Below are 20,858 nucleotides of genomic sequence, written 5' to 3'. Positions count from 1 at the left end.
TTGTTAAGAAGGTTTATTAACAAACTCATTCTCCCTGCGGGGTGCCCATGACCCGGTTGCTTGTCGCGTTATCCCTGCTCATGGCTGTTGTCGGACTCTCGGTGCCCGCCCACGCCGAGGCCCCCTCCGTCACCGCCCTCCCCGGCTACAAGATCCAGTCCTCGGCCCGGGTGAGCGACTCGGGCGCCGCCATCTCCACCCCCGGCTACGCCGCCACCGGCTGGTACCCGGCCGGCCCGCGCTCCACCGTCCTGGCCGGGCTCCTGGAGAACAACGTCTACCCGGACCCGTTCTTCTCCACGAACATGCAGTCCATCCCGACGGCCGACTTCGACGTGCCCTGGTGGTACCGCGCCGACTTCACCCTCGGCGCGGAAAGCGGCATGCGCACGCTGCTCGACTTCAGCGGCGTCATCTCGGCCGCGGACGTCTGGGTCAACGGCACCCAGGTGGTCACCGGCGCCGCCGGCGCCTACACCCGGCACGAACGCGACATCACCCCGCAGGTACGGCCCGGCGTGAACTCCATCGCCTTCCGGATCAGCCCCAACAATCCGAACAGCCACCTGACCATCGGCTGGATCGACTGGGTGCAGCTGCCGCGCGACGACAACATGGGCATCTTCCGCGACGTGCTGATCAAGCGCACCGCCGCGGTCTCGCTGAACAACCCGCACGTGATCACCAACCTGGCCGTGCCCGCCCTGGACCGCGCCGACCTGACCATCAAGGCCGACGTCCGCAACCACACCGGCAGCCCGCTCACCACGACCGTGCGGGGCACGATCGGCGCCCTCGCCTTCAGCCAGGACGTCTCCCTGGCCGCCGGCGAGACCAAGCGGATCACGTTCAACCAGACGATCACCGGCCCGCGGGTCTGGTGGCCGCACACGATGGGCGGCCAGCCGCTGTACGACCTCGACCTGACGGCCTCCGTCGGCGGCGCCGCCGGCGACACGATCAGCGAGCGCTTCGGCATCCGCAAGGTCGAGTCGGCCAAGAACGCCTCCGGCCGCCGCTACTACAAGATCAACGGCCGGAACCTCCTCATCAAGGGCGGCGGCTGGTCGCCCGACATCTTCCTGCGCCCCAAGGTCGGCTACGTCGAGGACAAACTCCGCTACGTCAAGGACCTCGGCCTCAACACCATCCGCGTCGAAGGCCACCTGGAGAGCGACGAGCTCTACGACCTGGCCGACAAGCACGGCGTCCTGACCCTGCCCGGCTGGGAGTGCTGCAACAAGTGGGAGGGCTCCTGGTCCAGCGGCGACTACCCGATCGCCAAGGCGTCGATGACGGCGGAAGCCGTACGCCTGAGGAACCACCCGAGCGTGATCTCCTTCCTCATCGGCTCGGACAACCCGCCGCCCGCGCAGAAGGAGACCGGCTACCTGGAAGCCCTCCAGAGCGCCGAGTGGCAACTACCGATCGTCCCGGTGGCCAGCGACAAGTCCAGCCCGCAACTGGGCAACTCGGGCATGAAGATGCCGGGGCCGTACGACTGGGTGCCGCCGAACTACTGGTACGACAAGCGCGAAGGCGGCGCGTTCGGCTTCAACTCCGAGACCAGCGCCGGCCCCGACGTGCCCACGCTCGACTCGCTCAAGCGCATGATGACCCCGGCCCAGATCGACTCGCTCTGGCAGAACCCGGGCGCCACGCAGTATCACCGCTCGCCGTCCGGCACCTTCAACAACCTGTCCATCTACCACAACGCCCTCAGAGCCAGGTACGGCGTGCCGTCCGGCCGCGAGGACTACGTGAAGAAGGTGCAGCTCGCCCAGTACGAGGCGGTCCGCGCCCAGTTCGAGGCGTACGGCAGGAACTTCACCGACGCCGCCAACCCCTCGACCGGCGTCATCTACTGGATGCTCAACAGCGGCTGGTCCTCCCTGCACTGGCAGCTGTTCGACTACTACCTCGACCAGGGCGGCTCCTACTGGGGCGCCCGCGCCGCCAACAAGCCGCTGCACGTGCAGTACTCCTACGACAACGACTCCGTGGTCGTGGTGAACTCCACCGTGAACCCCGCCGCGAACCTGACGGTCAAGACCGACGTCTTCAACCTCGACGGCACCGCGAAGTACTCCAACACGGCCACCGTGAGCGTCCCCGCCGACGGCGGCAAGGCGAGCGCGGTCACCATCCCGGCGCTGTCCGGCCTCAGCCCGACCTATCTGGTACGGCTGACGCTGTCGCAGGGCGGACAGGAGATCGACCGCAACGTCTACTGGCTGTCCACCTCCGACGACGTGCTCAACTGGGGCGCCACCACCTGGTACTACACGCCGACCTCCAGCTACGCCAACCTGACCGGCCTCACCTCGATGCCCAGGAGCACGGTGACCGCCGCCGCGACCGCGAACGCGGTGACGATCACCAACACCGGCACCGCCCCGGCCCTCTATCTGGAGGCCAAGATGGTCGACGCCTCCGGTACCCCGGTCCTGCCGACGACCTGGTCGGACAACGCCATCAGCCTGTGGCCGGGGGAGTCGAGGACGCTCACCGCCTCGGGCACCGGCCACAGCGTCCGCGTGACCGGGTGGAACACCGCCACGGTCACCGTGCCGACCGGCCCGCCCGACCTCGAGCGGCCGACTCCGCCGCCGCACCTCAGGGTCACCGGCACGACGTCCTCGTCGGTTTCACTGGCCTGGGACCCGGCCACCGACAACGTGGGCGTGGTCGGCTACGACGTGCAGGGCGGCCCGTCGGTCACCGGTACCACGGCCACCGTCACCGGCCTGCGGCCGGAGACCGCCTACACCTTCACCGTGCGCGCCCGTGACGCCGCGGGCCTCGTCTCCGACCCGTCGAACGAGGTTCAGGCGACCACCGGCGAGGACACCGGCCCGGCTGAATACCAGGCCGAGGACGCGACCATCTCCCAGGGGGCGGTCGAGTCCAACCACGCCGGGTTCACCGGCAGGGGTTTCGTCAACCTGGACAACGTCACCGGCTCCTACGTGGAGTGGACGGTGACCGCCGCCGCCGCGGGCCCGGCCGATCTGGAGATCCGCTACGCCAACGGCACCACGGTCAACCGCCCGATGTCGTTCACGGTCAACGGCGGCCCGGCGCAGAACCGCGACTTCCCGGGCACCGGCGCGTGGAGCACGTGGCAGACCCAGGCGGTCCCGGTCACGCTGCGGGAGGGCGTCAACACGATCCGGGCCGTCTCGGCCACGGCCAACGGCGGCCCGAACCTCGACCGGCTCGTCGTGACCCCGCGCGCGCCCAGCTTCGACTACCAGGCGGAGGACGCCACGATCTCCCAAGGGGTGGTCGAGTCCAACCACGCCGGATTCACCGGGACCGGCTTCGTCAACTACGACAACGTCACCGGCTCCTACGTGGAGTGGACGGTGACCGCCGCCACCGCCGGGACCGCCGACGTGATCATCCGCTACGCCAACGGCACCACGGCCAACCGCCCGATGTCCTTCACGGTGAACGGCGGCGCCGCCGTCACCCGCGACTTCACCGGCACCGGCGGCTGGCCGGCCTGGCAGACGCAGACCATCCCGCTCCCGCTCCAGGCCGGCGTCAACAAGATCCGCGCCACCGCCACCACCGCGAACGGAGGGCCCAACGTGGATCGGCTGTCCATCGGCCCCTAGGCTGACCGCATGATCCGTCACATCGCGCTGATGACCTGGTCGGAAGAGGCCACCGACGAGCAGAAGGCCGCGGTGGCCGAGGGGCTGGCGGCGCTGCCCGCGGTGATCCCGCAGCTGCGCCGCTTCAACCTCGGCACCGACCTGGGCCTGGCGCCGGGCACGTCCGACTTCGCGGTCGTCGCCGAGTTCGACTCGGTCGCCGACTACGAGGTCTACCGCGACCACCCGGCGCACCAGGCCGTGCTCGCCGAGCGCATCAAGCCGATCCTGGCGGGCCGCGCCGCCGTACAGGTCACGCTCTAGACCTCGGGCGGGTTGTTCTCCCGGTGCATCAGGTGGTTTTCGGAGGTGCGCCCGCGCTTGGGCGCCAGCACGATGCTCAGCACCACGCCCACACCTCCGACGATCATGAAGATCAGGCCGATGACATCCATGCGGACGGCCTTGCCGAACACATCGGGATCGATGGCGAATCTCAGGATCGCGCCAAGCGTGAGGAAGAAGATGCTGACCCCGACACCCATGGCGACCTCCGGAGGGAAAGAGCACGTACGCACACGGTCATACCCGAGTATCGGTGATCGTCACGCGAGGCGCGTGAGCGGCTGGCCGCGAGGCCGCCCGCCGTGGTGGCGGACGGCCTCGCGTGGACCTGCCGCGGGTGCAGGTGACTTCGGGGTACGGCGGCGCCGTACCGGCTAGAAGGCTTCTTCGGGGAGCTCCATCAGCTCGAGCCCGGTGGCGTCGAGCACGCGGCGCTCGGCGGCCAGGCGCGGCAGGACGGTGCCCGCGAAGAAGGAGGCGGCGGCGACCTTGCCCTGGTAGAAGGGGTCCTCGCCGTCGGCCAGCTTGGCCAGGGCGATCTCGGCCTGGCGCAGCAGCAGCCAGCCGATGATCAGGTCGCCGAGGGCCAGCAGGAACCGGGTGGAGTTGAGGCCGACCTTGTAGACCTCGTCCGGGTTCTCCAGCGAGCCCAGCGCCCAGCCGGCCATCGTGTCGCCCATGGCCTGGACGTCGGCGGCGGCCTCGGCCAGGAGCTTGCGCTCCTCCTTCAGGCGGCCGTTGCCGGCGTCGGAGGCGGCGAAGGCGTTGATGCCGCCCATGAGCGTGCCGATGGCGGCGCCCTGGTTGCGCAGGATCTTGCGGAAGAACAGGTCCAGGCCCTGGATCGCGGTGGTGCCCTCGTAGAGGGAGTCGATCTTGGCGTCCCTGATGTACTGCTCGATGGGGTAGTCCTGCAGGTAGCCGGAGCCGCCGAGGGTCTGCAGGGAGCGCGAGAGCAGTTCGTAGGAGCGCTCGGAGCCGACGCCCTTGACGATCGGGAGCAGCAGGTCGTTCATGGCGTGGGCCTGCTGGTCGCCGGGGTCGATCTGGATGGCGTCCTGGAAGGTGGCGGTGTAGAGGACCAGGGCGCGCATGCCCTCGGCGTACGCCTTCTGCAGCATGAGCTCGCGGCGCACGTCGGGGTGGCGGGTGATGGCGACCCGGGGGGCGCTCTTGTTCATCATCTGGGCCAGGTCGGCGCCTTGGACGCGGGACTTGGCGTACTCCAGCGCGTTCAGGTAGCCGGTGGACAGGGTGGCGATGGCCTTCGTGCCGACCATCATGCGGGCGTGCTCGATGATCATGAACATCTGCTTGATGCCCTCGTGCACGTCGCCGACCAGGGTGCCGACGGCCGGGTGCTTGTCACCGAAGGTCAGCTCGCAGGTCGTGGAGACCTTGAGGCCCATCTTCTTCTCGACGTTGGTGACGTAGGCGCCGTTGCGCTCGCCGAGCTCACCGGTCTCGAGGTCCACGTGGTACTTGGGGACGAGGAACATCGACAGGCCCTTGGTGCCGGCGCCGTGGCCTTCGGGGCGGGCCAGGACCAGGTGGAAGATGTTCTCGGACATGTCGTGCTCGGCGCTGGTGATGAAGCGCTTGACACCGGTGAGGTGCCAGGTGCCGTCGGGCTGCTGGACCGCCTTGGCGCGGCCGGCGCCGACGTCGGAGCCGGCGTCGGGCTCGGTGAGCACCATGGTGGCGCCCCAGTTGCGCTCGATGGCCAGTTCGGCGAAGCGTTTCTGGGCGGGGGTGCCGACCTTCCACAGGGTGTAGGCGAAATTGGGGCCTGCGGCGTACATGTACAGCGCCGGGTTGGCGCCCAGGACCATCTCGGCCGTGGCCCACGCGAGGGTGCGCGGAATGCCGGGGCCGCCCAGGTCGGCGGGCAGGTCGAGGTGTGCCCAGCCGCCGTCCACCAATGCCTTGTAGGACTTCTTCACACCTTCGGAGACGGTCACGGTGCTCGTGGCCGCGTCGAAGACCGGGGGAGTGCGGTCGCCCTCCTCGAACGAGTCGGCAAGGACGGTCGTGGACAGGCGGTTGACCTCGTCGAGGATGCTTCGGGCGACGTCCTCGTCCACCTCCGCATAGGGCCCGGTGCCGAGGATGTCGCGGCGGCCGAATACCTCGAAGAGGTTGAACTCCAGGTCGCGCACGTTGCTCTTGTAGTGGCCCATGGCTGCTGATCTCCTTGAACCGCGGCGTTAGTCTACTGGCCAGTAACCTTACTAGGAATGCTACCCGCGGGTAACCACTGCTATGCGTGGCATGCTCGTTCGCATGGACGTCGAAGACCTCGCCGCCCTGTGGCGGGAACGTCTGAGCTCGTGGGCCATACCTCCGGAGATCCTGGAGAAAGCCACGGCCGACCCGTGGGGGCACAACCCGGCACGCTTCGCCGAGCGCATCGACCGGGCGCTGGCCGAACCCGTCCGCGGCCCGACCATGCGGCGCGTGGCGGAGGCCCTGCCCGACGGCGGCACCATCCTGGACGTCGGCGCGGGAACCGGCGCCGCCTCGCTCCCTCTGCACCGGCGCCTGGGCGAGGTCATCGCCGTGGACCCCTCGCCCGGCATGCTCGCCGCGCTCGGCGCCAAGGCCGACCAGCTCGGCGTCAAGGTCACCGCGCTGAAAGGCAGCTGGCCCGAGGTGGCCCCCGAGGCGCCCGTCGCGGACGTGGCCGTGTCCGCGCACGTGGTCTACAACGTTCCCGACCTGGCCGGCTTCCTGCGCGAACTCGACGCGCACGCCCGGCGCCGCGTGGTGCTGGAGCTCACCCACCGCCACCCGATGAGCTGGCTGACGCCCCTGTGGGAGCACTTCCACGACGTGCGGCGGCCGGTGCGCCCGATCGCCGAGGACGTCGTGGCGCTGGCCGCGGCGCTGGGCTTCGGCGTGCACGTGGAGGAGCGGGAGTCGCCCCTGGAACGATTCGGCACGCTGGAGGAGCTGGCCGCCGCGGCCTGCCACCGCATCTGCCTCGACCCCGCCCGCGCCCCCGAGGTGGCCGAGACCGCGATGTCCCTCGGCATGTGGCCGGTACCCCGTGACCGATGGGTCACGATCTGGTGGGGAATGCCCGGCGACTGAGCGCCGTTGGACGAGGTGAGTGGCCACACTCCCGGACGAGACGCGCCGTACCCGGAATGCCAAGACGACGCACGACTTTGTCGGACTCGTTCGCAAGGAGTGTCAGTCGTGGCCTGGATTCTGCTCATCGTCGCCGGCGTGCTCGAAGTGGTGATGGCCCTCTCGCTCAAGATGAGCAACGGCCTGTCCCACCTGTGGTGGACCATCTCGTTCCTGACCTTCGCGGTCCTGAGCTTCGGCCTGCTGTCCTACGCCCTCAAATCGCTCGAGGTGGGCACCGCCTACGCCGTCTGGACCGGCATCGGCGCCGTCGGCACCGCCGTCATCGGCATGATCGCCATGGGGGACAACGTGTCGTTCCCCCGGATCGCCAGCATCGCGCTGATCGTCATCGGCGTCGTCGGCCTCAACCTCGCCGGCGGCGCCCACTAGGGTGACCGCATGATTGAGATCCACGCGGTCACCTTCGACGCCGAGAATCCCTACGAGTTGGCGAGCTGGTGGTCCACCGCCACCGGCCTGCCGCTCGGCGACGGGGACGAGCCCGGCGACGACGAGGTGATGCTCCGCACCAAGCAGGACCCCTTCGTGCTGTTCATCAAGGTCCCCGAGGGCAAGACAGTCAAGAACCGCGTCCACCTCGACGTCAACGGCACCGAGGGGCGCACCCGCGACCAGGAGGTCGAGCGCCTGCTCGGCCTCGGCGCGACCGTTTTCGAGGACCACCGCCAGCCGGACGGCACCGGCTGGGTTACCCTGCTCGACCCCGAGGGCAACGAGTTCTGCGTCTGCCGCAGCAAGGCGGAGAAGGGCTTGCCCGAATAAAGTTCGGTCGACCAGACTGGGCGGCATGAGCGAGCCAAGCGCGTCCGCGCGCATCGAGATCGCCGCCCCCGCCGAGCGCGTCTACGAGCTCATCACCGACCTGGCCAACCTCGGCGCATGGAACGCCGAATGCGTCAGGGCCCGCTGGGTCGGCCCGGTCAAGCAGGCCAGAAGGGGGGCCCGGTTCGTCGGCAGCAACCGCAACGGCGCCCGCCGCTGGTCCACCCAGTGCACGGTCACCGCAGCCGAGCCCGGCCGCGCCTTCGCCTACCACGTGCGCGCCGCGGGCGTGCTCGACGTCGCCGTCTGGCGCTTCGAGCTGACCCCCACCGACGAGGGCTGCCTGGTGGAGCAGAAGACCTGGGACACCCGCGGCCCGTTCATGCGTGTCGTCGGCGGGTGGGCCACCAACGTGCCCGACCGGGTCACTCACAACTCCGCCAACATGGCCAGAACCCTGGAGAACCTCAAACGCGCGGCGGAACGCCGGTGAAGGCCGTCTCCGGCGGTGCGCGGGGTCACTGGGAAGATCGTGCGCGTCCCGACATGACCATCGTGAGGACACCGGCGATCAGGTAGACCAGCGCGCCGTGCCACAGCGCGGCCCAGGCGGAGCCGAACACGCCCTCGCCGTCGAGCACGAGCTGCACCGGGTAGTCCAGGACGGCGGAGATGCCCGCGGGCAGCAGCGCGAACTTCCAGGGATGGCGCAGCGACCAGACCCTGGCCTGCCGGGTCACCCGATCGCCCACCTCGGGCTTGGCGACGGCGCCGATCGCGGCGATCAGGGCGAACAGGTTGATGCCCAGGCCGAGCGCCCAGGCCGGGCTGTCGAAACCGGAGAAGACCCAGGCGATGGCGGCGGTTGCGCCGCCGCCGACCACGGCGGCCTTCCACGGGGCGCCGCGGAGGGCGGCGCCGGAGAGCGACATCTCGTCGCGGCGGCTGATTTCGTTCATGGTCACAGGTTGCCCCTTTTGCGCCCTTGTTTACATCGGGGATGGACCCTGACCCGTCCCTGACATGATGCCGACATGCGTGAATTCACTGTTGAGCGCCTGACCCCCGCCGACGCCGCCCGCCTGCGCGAGGTACGGCTGCGCGCGCTGGCCGACTCCCCGGACGCGTTCGGATCCACCTACGAGCGCGAGGCCGCCTTCCCCGGCGAGAAGTGGGTCGAGCGCCTGGCGAACCCCGACGGCGTGTTCTTCGCGGCCGTCTCCGGCGGCGAGATCCACGGCATGGTGTACGGCCTGGCGGAGCGCCCCGGCCACGTTCACCTGCTGTCGATGTGGGTCGCCCCCGAGGCCAGAGGCGCGAAGCTGGGCTCGCGCCTGGTGGACGAGGTGATCGCGTGGGCCCGGGCCAGGAACGCCGAGGAGGTCGAGCTCTGGGCCGTGGACGAGAACGCCGCCGCCCGCGCGCTGTATGCGGGCAAGGGCTTCGTGCCGACGGGCAAGGTGATGGGCCTGCCGTCCAACCCGTCGCTGCGCGACTCGCAGTACACGTTGTCGCTGGTCTTCCGGAACGCGCGGGCCGAGGACGTCCCGGCTGTGGTGGCGCTCATCGCCGACGACAAGGTGGCGGCCGGCCGTACCGGTGAGTACGGCGCGGCCCACCAGGCCGCCTTCACCGCGATCGAGGCCGACCCCAACAACGAGCTGATCGTGGCCGAGCTGAAGGGCGAGATCGTCGGCACGATGCAGCTCACCTACATCCCCGGCATCTCCCGCAACGGCGCCACCCGGCTGCAGGTGGAGGCGGTGCGGATCGCCGCCGACCTGCGCGGCCGGGGCTGGGGGCGCAAGATGATGGAGTGGGCGCACGCCAAGGGGCGCGCCCGCGGCTGCGTGATGGTCCAGCTCACCTCCGACAAGCAGCGCGAGGACGCGCACCGCTTCTACACCTCGCTCGGCTACGCCCAGTCGCACGAAGGGTTCAAGCTAGCGCTGTGAGCTCGACGACGTTGTCGTGGTAGACGGCGCCCTTGCCCATGTCGGCGTCGCGCTCGTCCACCACGGCGTTCGGGTTGGCGCCGCCCGGCGCGAACTTCGGCCAGCGCCCCTTGGGCGAGGCCACCACGCCGGCGGCCACCCGGTCGCTGATCTCCACGTCCGCCAGGAACTCGCCGTTGGCGTTGTGCACCCGCACCCGCTGGCCGTCGCTCAGCCCGCGGGCCGCGGCGTCGGCGGCGTTGACCAGCACCACAGGTTCTTTGGCCCGCCTGCGCAGCTCCGGGTTGTTGCCGAAGATCGTGTTGAGGAACACGTGCGCGGCCGGGGTGATCAGCGTCAGCCCCTCGGCGCCCGCCGAGAGCGGCGGCGTGTACGCCTTGTCCTCCGGCGGGAAGCGCAGCCGCCCTGACGGCGTCGGGAACCCGTCGGCGAAGGGCGCGAACGGCTGGGGGTAGTTCATCCGCACCCAGCCCTCCTTGCGCAGCCGGTCCAGCGTGACGCCCTCCAGTGACGGGTGCTCGCCGGCCAGCAGCTGCTCGGCCAGCTCCAGATCGCTGTCGAACAACGACGGCTCGGTCATGCCCATGCGCTCGGCCAGGCGGCGGAAGAGCTCGGTCGTGGACACGCACTCGCCGGGCGGCGCGGTGGCCGGTTCGTTCCACAGCAGGTACATGTGGCCGTAGCCGGCGTGCAGGTCCATGTGCTCGGTCTGCATGGTCGCCGGCAGCACGATGTCGGCGTGGTCGGCGGTGTCGGTCGGGAAGTGCTCGACGACGACCGTGAACAGGTCCTCGCGCCGCATCTGTGCGCGGATGCGGTTGCTGTCGGAGGTGGAGGCCAGCGGGTTGGCGCCGTAGACGAACAGGCACTTGACCGAGGGCAACTCCGAGGCGAGCCGGGTCATGGCCAGAGTCCGGACCGGTTTGGCCAGCAGGTCGTCGCGGCGGTCGACGCCGACGTGCACGTGGCCGCTGGTGGAGTACGCCACGCCGCCGCCCGGGTGCCGCCAGTCGCCGGTGACGCCGGGGATGGCGGCGATGGTGCGCAGGGTGGTGCCACCGCCGGCGTGCCGCTGGATGCCCATCGTGGCGCGGATCGCGGTCGGGCGGGTGTGGGCCAGGCGCATCCCCAGGCTGTGGACGGTCTCGGCGGGGATGCCGGTGATCTCGGCCACGCGCTCGACCGGATATTTCAGGATCTCCTGCTGGAAGTCCGCCCAGCCCTCGGTGTGCCGGGCCAGGTAGTCCTCATCCTGCGTGCCCTCGGACAGCACCACGTTGAGCAGGCCCAGCGCCAGCGCGGCGTCGGTGCCCGGCCGGATGGGGATGTGCTCGTCGGCCTGGTCGGCGGTGCGGGTCCTGATCGGGTCGATGGCCACCACGTGCGCGCCGCCGGCCCGCGCGTCCTGGATGAACTTCCACAGGTGGTGCCCGGTGGTCAGCGTGTTGGTGCCCCACAGCAGGATCAGCTTGGCCTGGGCGAAGTTCTCGGGGTCCATGCCGGCGGCCGTGCCGTTGGCGCGCACGAGGCCGGAGGCGCCGGCCGACGAGCAGATGTTGAGCCAGTGCTTGGACGCCCCGAGGACGTTCCAGAACCGGCGGCCCGCCACGCCCTCGCAACCCTGCAGATAGCCGAGGGAGCCGGTGCCGAAATAGGGCCAGATGGCCTCGCCGCCGTGCTCGTCGGCGATCTGGCGCAATCTGGTGGCGATCTCGTCGAGTGCCTCGTCCCAGCTGATCCGCTCGAATTGCCCCGACCCCTTGGGCCCGGTACGGCGCAGCGGATGAAGGATGCGGTCGGCCGCCCGGGTGTGCTCCAGGTAGCGGTTGACCTTCACGCAGAGGGCGCCTCGGGTGTACGGCTGGTCGGGATTGCCACGCATTTTGACGGCCTTGCCGTCCTCGACGGTGACGACCCATGAGCATGTGTCGGGGCAATCCAGCGGACATGCCCCCAAAACCTGCAAATTTCCCGACATGTTGGACAGCTTACGAAAGAGCGCCCCGAGAACATCCCGGGGCGCTCCATCACGTCCTCAGCTCGCGGCCGAGGGCACGTCGTCGTGCGCGACCTTCGCCGCCATCCGGGCCGCCGCGGGCGGCGTGTGCGGCGCCCCCGGCTTGTGGATGGCGTCCAGCGCCGCCTTGTCGTAGGTGTACTTCGCCGCCAGCGTCGCGATCGCGTCCGCGTTCACGTCCAGGGCGGTCCCGTTGATGTTCTTGATCGTGTCGCATTCACCGTGGTAGCACGGGTCGTACGGAATGCCCGCCGTACCACCGAAGAGCTTGGCCTCCTCCTCGGTCTTCTTCTTCTCGGCCCCGGTGAACAGGCCGCCGCCCGCGATGCCGGCGTCGATGAACGCCTTGTAGTCCGAGCGCCCGTCGAACTCACTCGGCTTGTACGGCAGGCCGCGCGAGCCGTAGAACGCCTGGTAGTCCTTCTCCAGCTGCGCCGACCCCTCCGGACCCGGCACGCCGAAGGCGTCGCCGTCACCGTCGTAGACCTGGTAGACGAAGTTCGGCGAGCCGATCATGTCGTAGTTCAGGTAGAGGCCGATGTTGTTCTTCTCTTCCTGGCTCAGCGAGGTCACGTAGTGCTTGGAGCCCAGCAGCCCGAACTCCTCGGCGCCCCAGAACCCGAACCGCACCTTGTTGACCGGCCGGTACTTGGCCATCTGGAGCGCCACCTCCAGCACGCCGGCCGTGCCCGAGCCGTTGTCGTTGATGCCCGGCCCCTCCTGCACGCTGTCCAGGTGGGCGCCCATCATCACCACGTTGTCGGCCCGGCCGCCGCGCGACTCGGCGATGACGTTGTAGGTGGTGCGCTGCTCGACGATCGGGTCCCAGTTCAGCTTCACGGTGGTGCCTGGAGTGGCGGCCAGTTCCGAGCCGGTGGCGAAGCTGGTGAAGAACGACGGGATGGTGATCGACGGGTCGCTGAGCGTCGGGTTGAGGTCCACGTCGGTGCGGCCGGGCTGGCCCTCGTTGAAGACGATCACCGCGCTGGCCCCGGCGTCCTGCGCGTTCTTCGCCTTGATCGCGAAGTTGCAGGTGCCGCGCTGCATCAGCGCGACGTTGCCCCGGGTGAAGCCGGCGAAGTCGGCCGGCTCGCAGCCCGAGGTGGACGACGGCGCCGGGGTCGGCGGCAGCACGAGGTCCACGGCCTGGAGTGTCCCGGACGCGCTGCCCGCCGGGGAGTCGCCCATCGCCACGTAGTCGTTGAAGAACCCGTTCTTGTAGGTCTTGGGGCTGGGCGAGACCCGCTCCAGCACCGGCTTGGTCCGGTAGCCGTCGAAGGTGAACTCGAACGGCTGGACCGTCACCTTGTAGCCGGCCGCGCGCAGCAGCGTGGCCACGTAGTCACGCGACAGGTTGTACCCATGGGTACTGGAGACGCGGGTGCCGCCGTTGACCTTGGCGATCAGGTCAAGGACTTTCAGGTGCCGCTCGACATGCCGGCCCTTGACGTCCTGGACGAGTTTGCGGGCCGGATCGCGGCCGTGGTCGGCGTAGGCGGGAGCGGAAAGAGCCAACGGAGTGACGAGTGCGAGCGCGGCCGCACCCAGCACGCCTGCGGACAGGCGACGACGCATAAAGCTCCTCGGTGAAGTGGAACGATCCCCCGATTGCGTGAAAAATAAACTGAAGCGGGGTTATTGGGGAAGATGTTGCCCCGGAATTCTTATGCGGCCAGGGTGGAAACCGCCGCCGCGACGGCGTCGGCCGTCACCTCCAGCGCCTCGGTGTTCACGTTCTCCAGCGTGTCGCAGGCCAGGTGGTAGCAGGCGTCCAGCGGACGGCCCGCCGTACCGCCGAAGACCTGGGCCTCTTTGCCGGTCTTCTTCGCCTGGGAGCCGGTGAACAACCCGCCCGCCGGAATGCCGGCCGCGGCGAACGGCGCGTAATCCGACCTGCCGGTGAAATCGACCGGCTGAAACGGCAGCGCGCGCCCGCGGAAGAAACGCTCGAAGGCCCGTTCCACCCGCGCCGACCCCTGCGGCCCCGGACCTGCGCCCCTGCGCTCGGAGTCGTCGCCGTCGAAGACCCCGAACGTGTGGTTCGGCGAGGCGATCATGTCGAGGTTCAGGTAGGCGCCGATTCGCTTCCGCTCGGTCTCCGGCAGGTTGTGCACGTAGTGCGTGGAACCCAGCAGCCCCAGCTCCTCCGCGCCCCACCAGGCGAAGCGCACCGGCCGCCGCAACGCCGAGCCCGGCTTCGCCGCCCGCAGCGCGAGCTCCAGGATCGCCGCGCTGCCCGAGCCGTTGTCGTTGATGCCCGGCCCGTGCTGCGTCGAGTCCAGGTGCGCCCCGACCATCACCACCCGGCCCGTGCCCCGGGTCTCCGCCAGCACGTTGTGCGTGATCCGCTGCTCGCTCTGGGTCCTGGTCACCAGCCGCACCCGCTTCAGCGCCGACACCTCCGTACCGACCTCGCCCGGCACCCCGACCACCGGGATCGGCTGCGGCACGCCCGCACTTCCCTCGAACGGGCCCTTCTGATCGACCACGATCAGTGCCGCCGCCCCCGCGTCGACCGCGTTGCCCGCCTTCACCGCGAACGTGCACGTACCCCGCTGAACCACCGCGATCCGCCCGGCGGGGAAGTCACGGAAGTCCCTGCCCACGCAGCCCGCGCCCGCCGCCTGCGGCCGCGCGTTCACCTCCCCGCTGCCGGAGAACCTCAGCGTGCTCACACCGGGGAACCGCCGCCCGCCCTCCAGCACCGCCGGAGCCAGCTCCCGATAGAAGTCAAAGGCGAACGGCTGCACCTTCACGGTGTAACCCGCATCACGTAGGCGCGTGGTCACATATGCCGCAGACGCCTCGTAGCCCGGCGTTCCCGCCGCCCGGGTACCACCGTGAGCGGTGGCGATGGCTTGGAACGCCTGCAGATGTCCTAGTACGTTGTCCACCTTGACCGCATCTACGAGTGGTTCGCCCGGCGCGGCAAGAGCCAGGATCAACATCGCATGAGTGATCATGGACTAGAGCCTGCCAACGCCGACCGCGATCCGGGAGTAGACGCGTCGTCGCTGGTCGAGTCCTTACCCGGTGCGTTGACTCAGGTGACGATTGGGGACACTAGAGGCCAAAGATCGTACGGTCCGGCCCGGAAGGTGCAGAATCGCTGTCGGTGGCGGAAATCAGAGAACGTGAGAATGCGGCGGACCTCTCAGGAGAGGGGCCGGCCGTGATCGAGCCGCGCCAGGAAACGGCCGAGGGGGACGTCTACGTCGTCGAGCCCCTCCTGCCGCAACGGCTGCGCCGGCCCTCCGACCTGCTGCGCTTCCTGGCCACGCTCCTCGCGCTGGCCGCGGTCGTGCTGCTGTCGCTGGTCGCCAAGCAGACGCTGAACGGCCTGGCCGGCGACGTGACCGAGGGCGCCAACCTCGTGCCCAACCTGCTCAGCCGCATCGCCTCCTTCCTCAGCGGCGGCGCCGTGCTGATCGTGCCCGCCGCCTTCGCGGTCGAACGCGTGTTCCACCGCGACGGACTCCGCGTGGCAGAGGGCCTCATCGCCGCGATCATCGGATTGGTCGGCTCGTTCCTCATCGGCGAATGGGTCGTCTCCTCCAACGCCGTCGGCGACCTGCGCCAGCTCCTCACCGGCGACCGGCCGGGGGTGGAGCCGTTCAACACCCTGCTCACCTCCGTCGTCGCCTACAGCACCGCCGTACGCATCTCACGAAGGCCCACCTGGCGCGCGCTGATGTGGACCGTCATCGCGCTCGACGTGCTCGCGCTGTTCACCAGCAAACAGATGACCCTGCCCAGCGCGATGGTGACGATCCTGGCGGGCATGGCCATCGGCTACGGCACCCTGTACGGCGTCGGCAGCCCCAACACGCGGCCACCCGGCTCCGCCGTCATCGCCGCCCTGCGCAAACTCTCCTTCCAGCCGGTCAGCGCCCGCCGCATCGAGGACGACCACCAGGGCAGCCGCCGCTACCTCGTCGGGCTCGCGGACGGCACCAGCCTCGACGTCACCGTCCTCGACCGCGACCGGCAGGTGGCCGGCCTGCCGTACCGGCTGTGGCGGCGCTTCAGGCTCAACTCCGAGACCAGGCGCAGGGCCGTGCGCTCGCTCCGCGCCGAGCTGGAGCGCGAGGCGCTCATGGCCTACGCCGCGCAGGCGGCGGGCGCCTCGACGCCGCGCCTGCTCGGCACCAGCGAGGTCGGCACCGAGGCCGCGCTGCTCGCCTACGAGCACCTCAGCACCCGCCCGCTCGACGCGCTCGACGCCGCCGAGATCGACGACGACCTCCTCGCCCAGATCTGGGAGCAGGTGGAGCTGCTGCGCCTGCAGCGCCTGGCGCACCGGCGGCTCACCGGCGACGGCATCCACGTGGACGGCGCCGGCCGGGTCGTGCTCACCGACGCCCGCAGCGGCGAGATCGCCGCCGGCGACCTGCTGCTGCGCCTGGACATCGTCCAGCTCCTCACCTACCTCGCCCTGCGGGTCGGCCCGGAGCGCTCGGTCGCCTCGGCCGCCCGCGTGATCGGCGAGGACGCGCTGGCCGCGGCCATGCCGCTGCTCCAGCGCATCGCGCTCACCCGGCAGACCCGGGCCGCGCTCACCAAGGAGAACAAGGGGCTCCTGTCGGCCATCCGCGAGCAGATCGAGCAGCTCCAGCCGCAGGCCAACGTCGAGGAGATCCGGCTGGAGCGCTTCCGGCCCAAGACCCTCATCACGATCATCGCCAGCGCGTTCGCCGCCTACTTCCTGCTGTCCCAGCTGAGCCAGGTCGACCTGATCACGGTCGTCACCACGGCCAACTGGGCCTGGTCGATCGTGGCGCTGGCCGCCTCCTTCGTGAGCTTCATCGCCGCCGCCCTCATGCTGCGCGGGTTCGTGCCCGAGCCGCTGCCGCTGTGGCGGACCGTGATGGTGCAGTTCGCCTCGTCGTTCGTGAAGCTGGTCGCGCCGCCGGCCGTGGGCGCCGTCGCGATCAACACCCGCTACCTGCAGAAGCGCGGCATCCCGCCCGCCTCCGCCGTCGCCAGCGTGGGCGCCTCGCAGCTCGTCATGCTGATCGCGCACATCAGCCTGCTCCTGCTGTTCGCCTACATCACCGGCTCCGCCACCGCCACCTCCTTCACGCCCTCGCGCGGGCTCGTGCTGGCCCTGCTGGCCGTCGCGGTGCTGATCGTGGTGGTGCTCGGCGTGCCGCCGCTGCGCCGCATGCTCACCAAGCGCCTGCGCTCGCTGTTCTCCAACGTGCTGCCGCGGCTGCTGGACGTGCTGCAGTCCCCGCGCAAGATGCTCGAGGGCTTCGCCGGCACCGTGATGATCACGATCGCCTTCGTGACCTGCCTCGACGCCTGCGTCTCGGCGTTCGGCGGCGACATCTCCTTCACCGCCGTGGCGGTGGTCTTCCTGACCGCCAACGCGATCGGCTCGGCCGCGCCCACACCGGGCGGTCTGGGCGCGGTCGAACTCGCGCTCGCCGGCGGCCTGACGGTGGCCGGGGTCACCAGCCCCGTCGCCACCTCGGCCGTCCTGCTCTACCGGCTGCTCACCTTCTGGCTGCCGGTACTACCCGGATGGGCGTCCTTCACCTGGTTGCAGCGGCACGAGGCCCTGTGACCTTGTCGATCTGAGCCAGCTCGTCCTCGGTGAAGGCCGGGCCGTTCACGCAGGCGACGTTGTCCTCGAGCTGCTTCACGCTGCTCGCGCCGATCAGCACGCTCGTGACCCGCGGGTCCCTGAGCGCCCACGACAACGCCATCTGCGCCAGCGTCTGCCCGCGGCCCCGCGCGATCTCGTTGAGGCTCGCGGCCAGCTCACGGTCGCCCTCCGCCCGCTCGGCCGACAGGAACCGGCTGGTCGCCGCCCGGGAGTCCTTGGGCACGTCCTTCAGGTACCGGTCCGTCAGCAGCCCCTGGGCCAGCGGCGAGTAGACGATGCAGCCCATCCCCGCCTCCTCCAGCACGTCCAGCAGCCCGTCCTCGATCCACCGGTTGATCATCGAGTACGACGGCTGGTGGATGAGCAGCGGCGTGCCCAGCTCACGCATGATCCGGGCGGCCTGCACCGTCTGCTCGGCCGAGTAGTTGGAGATGCCCGCGTACAACGCCTTGCCGGACCGGACCGCGTGGTCCAGCGCGCCCATCGTCTCCTCGAACGGCGTCTCCGGGTCGGGACGGTGACTGTAGAAGACGTCCACATAGTCCAGGCCCATGCGCTTCAGCGACTGGTCCAGGCTGGCCAGCACGTACTTGCGCGAACCCCACTCCCCATACGGCCCCGGCCACATGTCGTAGCCCGCCTTGGTGGAGATGATCAGCTCGTCCCGGTAGGGCGTGAAATCCTGGGCGTAGACGGCGCCGAAGTTCCGCTCCGCCGAGCCGTACGGCACGCCGTAGTTGTTGGCCAGGTCGAAGTGCGTCACCCCGAGGTCGAAGGCCCGCCGCAGAATGGAACGGGAGTTCTCGATCGGCCGGTCGTCGCCGAAGTTGTGCCACAGCCCCAGCGAGACGGCCGGCACCTTCAGCCCGCTCCTGCCGCTCCTGTTGTACGGCATGCGGTCCTGGTAGCGTCCGGCGTCTGCCTCGTAGGTCATGCGGTGCCCCTCTCGATGATCCAGGAGAGCGCGAAAGCCTCCTCGCGCCAGGCGTCATAGCGGCCGCTGCGCCCGCCGTGCCCCGCGCCCATCTCCGTCTTCAGCAGGAACGGCCCGCCGGCCGCCGTCGCCCGCAGCCTGGCGATCCACTTGGCGGGCTCGTGGTAGAGCACCCGCGTGTCGTTCAGGCTCGTGATCGCGAGGATCGGCGGGTAGGTTCGCCCGTCCACGTTCTCGTACGGTGTATAGCTCTTCATGTAGGCATAGACATCGGCGTTGTGCAGGGGATCGCCCCACTCGTCCCACTCAATCACGGTCAGCGGCAGCGACGGATCGAGGATGCTGTTCAGCGCGTCCACGAACGGCACCTCGGCCACCACGCCCGCGAACCGCTCGGGCGCCAAGTTCGCCACCGCGCCCATGAGCAGGCCGCCGGCCGAACCACCCCTGGCGATCAGCCTGCTGCTCCAGCCCGCCTCCTTCATGTGCCCGGCCGCGGCCACGAAGTCGGTGAACGTGTTCTTCTTGCGGGTCATCTTGCCGTCCTCGTACCAGCGACGGCCCATCTCACCGCCGCCGCGCACATGCGCGATGGCGAAGACGAACCCGCGGTCGAGCAGGCTCAGCCTGGCCACGGAGAAGCTCGGGTCGATCGAGGTCTCGTAGCTGCCGTAGCCGTACAGGACCGTGGGGGCGGGCTTGGCGGCGTCCTTGCGCTTCACGATCGAGATCGGGACCCGGGTGCCGTCCCCGGCCGTGGCCCACTCGCGGACCTGCTCGTAGTCCTCCGGGTCGTAGCCGCCGAGCACCGGCCGCTGCTTGAGCAGGATCAGCTCGTGGATGGCCAGGTCGTAGTCGTAGACGCTGGGCGGCGTGATCATGCTGGTGTAGGCCAGGCGCAGCCGCCCGGTCTCGAACTCGGGGTTGCCCGCCGGGCCGACGTCGTAGATCGGCTCGGGGAAGTCGATCTGGTACGGCTCGGCGTCCTTGGGCAGGACGCGCAGGCCGGTCTGGCCGTCACGGCGGAAGTGGACGACGGAGTGCCCCGCGAAGGCGTCGATCTCCAGCAGGCGGGTGTCCTCGCGGTGCGCGATCAGCGGCGTCCAGGTTCCCGGGTCATCGAGCGGCGCGGTGGCCAGCTCGAAGTTCTCCGCGTCCTTGTTGTGCAGGACGTAGAAGAAGTCGCCCGCGTGCTCGACGCCGTACTCGACGCCGGTCTCGCGCGGGCGGACCAGCCGGAACTCGCCCGCCGGCGCGGCGGCGTCGAGCAGCCTGACCTCGCTGGTGATCTTGCTCCCGGCGCCGAGGACCAGGTAGCGCTCGCTGCGGGTCAGCCCGATGCCGACCCAGAACCGCTCGTCGGACTCCTCGTAGACCAGGACGTCGTCCTCGGTGCCGAGGGTGTGCCGATAGACCTGGTGGGGGCGCCAGGCGTCGTCCACACGGGTGTAGAAGAACGTCGAGCCGTCGGCCGACCAGGCGCCGCCGTAGAAGATGTCCTCGATCGTGTCGGGCAGGGTCTCGCCGGTCTCCAGGTTCTTGAAGTGCAGCGTGAAGCGCTCGGCGCCCTTGTAGTCGGTGGAGTAGGCGAGCATCGTGCCGTCGGGGGAGACCGAGCTCGTGCCCACCGAGAAGAACGGGCTGTCGCCGGCCAGCTCGTTGCCGTCCAGCAGCACCTGCTCGTGGTCGAGGACCTTGCCGGGCTCGATCTCCGGCGGGGTGTCGCCGGTGGCGGGCACGCGGCAGGAGACGGCGTACTGCTTGCCCTCCTCGGTGCGGGTGAAGTACCACCACGCGCCCTTACGGCTGGGGACCGACAGGTCGGTCTCCTGGGTCCGGCCCTTGATCTCCTGAAAGATCTGCTCCTGGAGTTCGCCCAGGTGAGCGGTCTGTTCTTTGAGATAGGCGTTCTCCGCCTCCAGATAGGAGATCGTGTCGGGATCTTCCTTGTCGGCCAGCCACGCGTATTCGTCGATCACGGTGTCGCCGTGATGAGAGCGCTCAGTAGGGACCTTCTTCGCCGTTGGCGGCATGTTGCTGCTCACGGGGCGAGTCTATGTTCGGCCGTGATCGTTCTGTGTTGCGGAACGTGTGCCGAGTGGTCTGCGGCGCTGCTAATCTTCTAAAGCCGACGCGGTGCGGCGCAACCATCCACCTCTCTCAGGTGGATCTGGCGTGTGCTGGGTCGGTATCCCCTGGTAGCGAGCTTGCTCCGATGATCGATTTGCTTGTCGGTCTCGGAGAGAGTAAGTTAGAGGGGTTGCCCCGGAAACGGGGCGGTCGAAATTCCCGCAGGTCAGCCCGCAAGTGTCAATTTGACACGGCGGGGAACGGCTGAAAGAATTACGACACAACGAAAAACGAACGAACGCCGGAAAACGCGTCCGTTTCTTGAGAACTCAACAGTGTGTTAAAAGCCAGTGCATGAAGTATCTCATGCAACACCTCGTCAAACAGTGGTTTGATGATGAGTTTT

Annotated in this window: 16 protein-coding genes and 1 riboswitch; of the genes, 8 read left to right on the top strand and 8 right to left on the bottom strand. The window is 69.3% G+C overall.

Features of this window, described 5'->3' with window-relative positions; genetic code table 11:
- Positions 1-47 precede the first annotated feature (47 nt).
- Both FVE25_RS49225 and FVE25_RS49220 read left to right on the top strand, forming a co-directional pair.
- Entirely contained in the window at positions 48-3,623 is a 3,576-nt protein-coding gene (locus FVE25_RS49225) for a glycosyl hydrolase 2 galactose-binding domain-containing protein (RefSeq protein ID WP_157254321.1), read from the top strand.
- 9 nt (positions 3,624-3,632) lie between these two features.
- The gene (locus FVE25_RS49220; RefSeq protein WP_157254320.1) at positions 3,633-3,926 is read left to right on the top strand and encodes a Dabb family protein; all 294 of its coding nucleotides are present in this window, start codon (positions 3,633-3,635) and stop codon (positions 3,924-3,926) included.
- On the opposite strand, the gene FVE25_RS49215 is transcribed toward FVE25_RS49220, so the two are convergent.
- Together FVE25_RS49215 and FVE25_RS49210 are read right to left on the bottom strand one after the other, a co-directional pair.
- Positions 3,923-4,147, bottom strand: coding sequence for a hypothetical protein (locus FVE25_RS49215; protein ID WP_157254319.1), 225 nt, complete (start codon positions 4,145-4,147; stop codon positions 3,923-3,925). The two genes, FVE25_RS49220 and FVE25_RS49215, sit on opposite strands and share 4 nt — an antisense overlap.
- A gap of 174 nt (positions 4,148-4,321) precedes the next feature.
- Positions 4,322-6,127: an acyl-CoA dehydrogenase gene (locus FVE25_RS49210; RefSeq protein ID WP_157254318.1), complete on the bottom strand. Its 1,806-nt coding sequence runs from the start codon at positions 6,125-6,127 to the stop codon at positions 4,322-4,324.
- A gap of 103 nt (positions 6,128-6,230) precedes the next feature.
- On the opposite strand from FVE25_RS49210, the gene FVE25_RS49205 reads away from it, so the two are divergent.
- The 4 genes from FVE25_RS49205 to FVE25_RS49190 all read left to right on the top strand — a co-directional run bounded on the left by FVE25_RS49205 (position 6,231) and on the right by FVE25_RS49190 (position 8,358).
- Complete coding sequence (locus FVE25_RS49205) at positions 6,231-7,040, top strand: class I SAM-dependent methyltransferase (protein ID WP_246268681.1); 810 nt, start codon at positions 6,231-6,233, stop codon at positions 7,038-7,040.
- Between the two features lie 10 nt (positions 7,041-7,050).
- A riboswitch (guanidine-III (ykkC-III) riboswitch) is annotated at positions 7,051-7,114 on the top strand.
- Positions 7,115-7,148: 34 nt separating this feature from the next.
- The gene (locus FVE25_RS49200) at positions 7,149-7,472 is read left to right on the top strand and encodes a DMT family transporter (RefSeq protein ID WP_157254316.1); all 324 of its coding nucleotides are present in this window, start codon (positions 7,149-7,151) and stop codon (positions 7,470-7,472) included.
- Between the two features lie 9 nt (positions 7,473-7,481).
- The gene (locus FVE25_RS49195; RefSeq protein ID WP_157254315.1) at positions 7,482-7,865 is read left to right on the top strand and encodes a VOC family protein; all 384 of its coding nucleotides are present in this window, start codon (positions 7,482-7,484) and stop codon (positions 7,863-7,865) included.
- 25 nt (positions 7,866-7,890) lie between these two features.
- Positions 7,891-8,358: an SRPBCC family protein gene (locus FVE25_RS49190; protein WP_157254314.1), complete on the top strand. Its 468-nt coding sequence runs from the start codon at positions 7,891-7,893 to the stop codon at positions 8,356-8,358.
- A gap of 25 nt (positions 8,359-8,383) precedes the next feature.
- Here FVE25_RS49190 and FVE25_RS49185 read toward each other — a convergent pair whose 3' ends face one another.
- The gene (locus tag FVE25_RS49185; protein ID WP_246268679.1) at positions 8,384-8,824 is read right to left on the bottom strand and encodes a hypothetical protein; all 441 of its coding nucleotides are present in this window, start codon (positions 8,822-8,824) and stop codon (positions 8,384-8,386) included.
- Between the two features lie 75 nt (positions 8,825-8,899).
- Between FVE25_RS49185 and FVE25_RS56900 the strand changes: the two genes are divergently transcribed.
- Complete coding sequence (locus FVE25_RS56900; protein WP_157254313.1) at positions 8,900-9,820, top strand: GNAT family N-acetyltransferase; 921 nt, start codon at positions 8,900-8,902, stop codon at positions 9,818-9,820.
- Here the strand turns inward: FVE25_RS56900 and FVE25_RS49175 are convergent.
- From FVE25_RS49175 to FVE25_RS49165, 3 genes are all read right to left on the bottom strand, one after another.
- On the bottom strand, positions 9,804-11,798 hold the full coding sequence (locus tag FVE25_RS49175; protein ID WP_157254312.1) for a molybdopterin-containing oxidoreductase family protein: 1,995 nt from the start codon (positions 11,796-11,798) through the stop codon (positions 9,804-9,806). The two genes, FVE25_RS56900 and FVE25_RS49175, sit on opposite strands and share 17 nt — an antisense overlap.
- A gap of 57 nt (positions 11,799-11,855) precedes the next feature.
- Positions 11,856-13,412, bottom strand: a complete 1,557-nt coding sequence (locus FVE25_RS49170) for a M28 family peptidase (protein ID WP_157254311.1) — start codon at positions 13,410-13,412, stop codon at positions 11,856-11,858.
- Between the two features lie 89 nt (positions 13,413-13,501).
- Positions 13,502-14,593, bottom strand: coding sequence for a M20/M25/M40 family metallo-hydrolase (locus tag FVE25_RS49165; RefSeq protein ID WP_181019958.1), 1,092 nt, complete (start codon positions 14,591-14,593; stop codon positions 13,502-13,504).
- A 416-nt stretch (positions 14,594-15,009) separates the two neighbouring features.
- Here FVE25_RS49165 and FVE25_RS49160 point away from each other — a divergent pair, with 416 nt between their 5' ends.
- On the top strand, positions 15,010-17,406 hold the full coding sequence (locus tag FVE25_RS49160) for a lysylphosphatidylglycerol synthase transmembrane domain-containing protein (RefSeq protein ID WP_246268677.1): 2,397 nt from the start codon (positions 15,010-15,012) through the stop codon (positions 17,404-17,406).
- Here FVE25_RS49160 and mgrA read toward each other — a convergent pair.
- A complete protein-coding gene (mgrA, locus tag FVE25_RS49155; RefSeq protein ID WP_157254309.1) occupies positions 17,375-18,382 on the bottom strand; it encodes an L-glyceraldehyde 3-phosphate reductase in 1,008 nt (335 codons plus the stop codon). The two genes, FVE25_RS49160 and mgrA, sit on opposite strands and share 32 nt — an antisense overlap.
- On the bottom strand, positions 18,379-20,427 hold the full coding sequence (locus FVE25_RS49150; RefSeq protein WP_157254308.1) for a S9 family peptidase: 2,049 nt from the start codon (positions 20,425-20,427) through the stop codon (positions 18,379-18,381). The genes mgrA and FVE25_RS49150 overlap by 4 nt, the downstream gene beginning before the upstream one ends.
- Positions 20,428-20,858: the final 431 nt, after the last annotated feature.

Source organism: Nonomuraea typhae, assembly GCF_009760925.1.
GTDB classification, from domain to species: Bacteria; Actinomycetota; Actinomycetes; order Streptosporangiales; family Streptosporangiaceae; genus Nonomuraea; species Nonomuraea typhae.
This window is presented reverse-complemented; position numbering and strand designations above follow the sequence as displayed.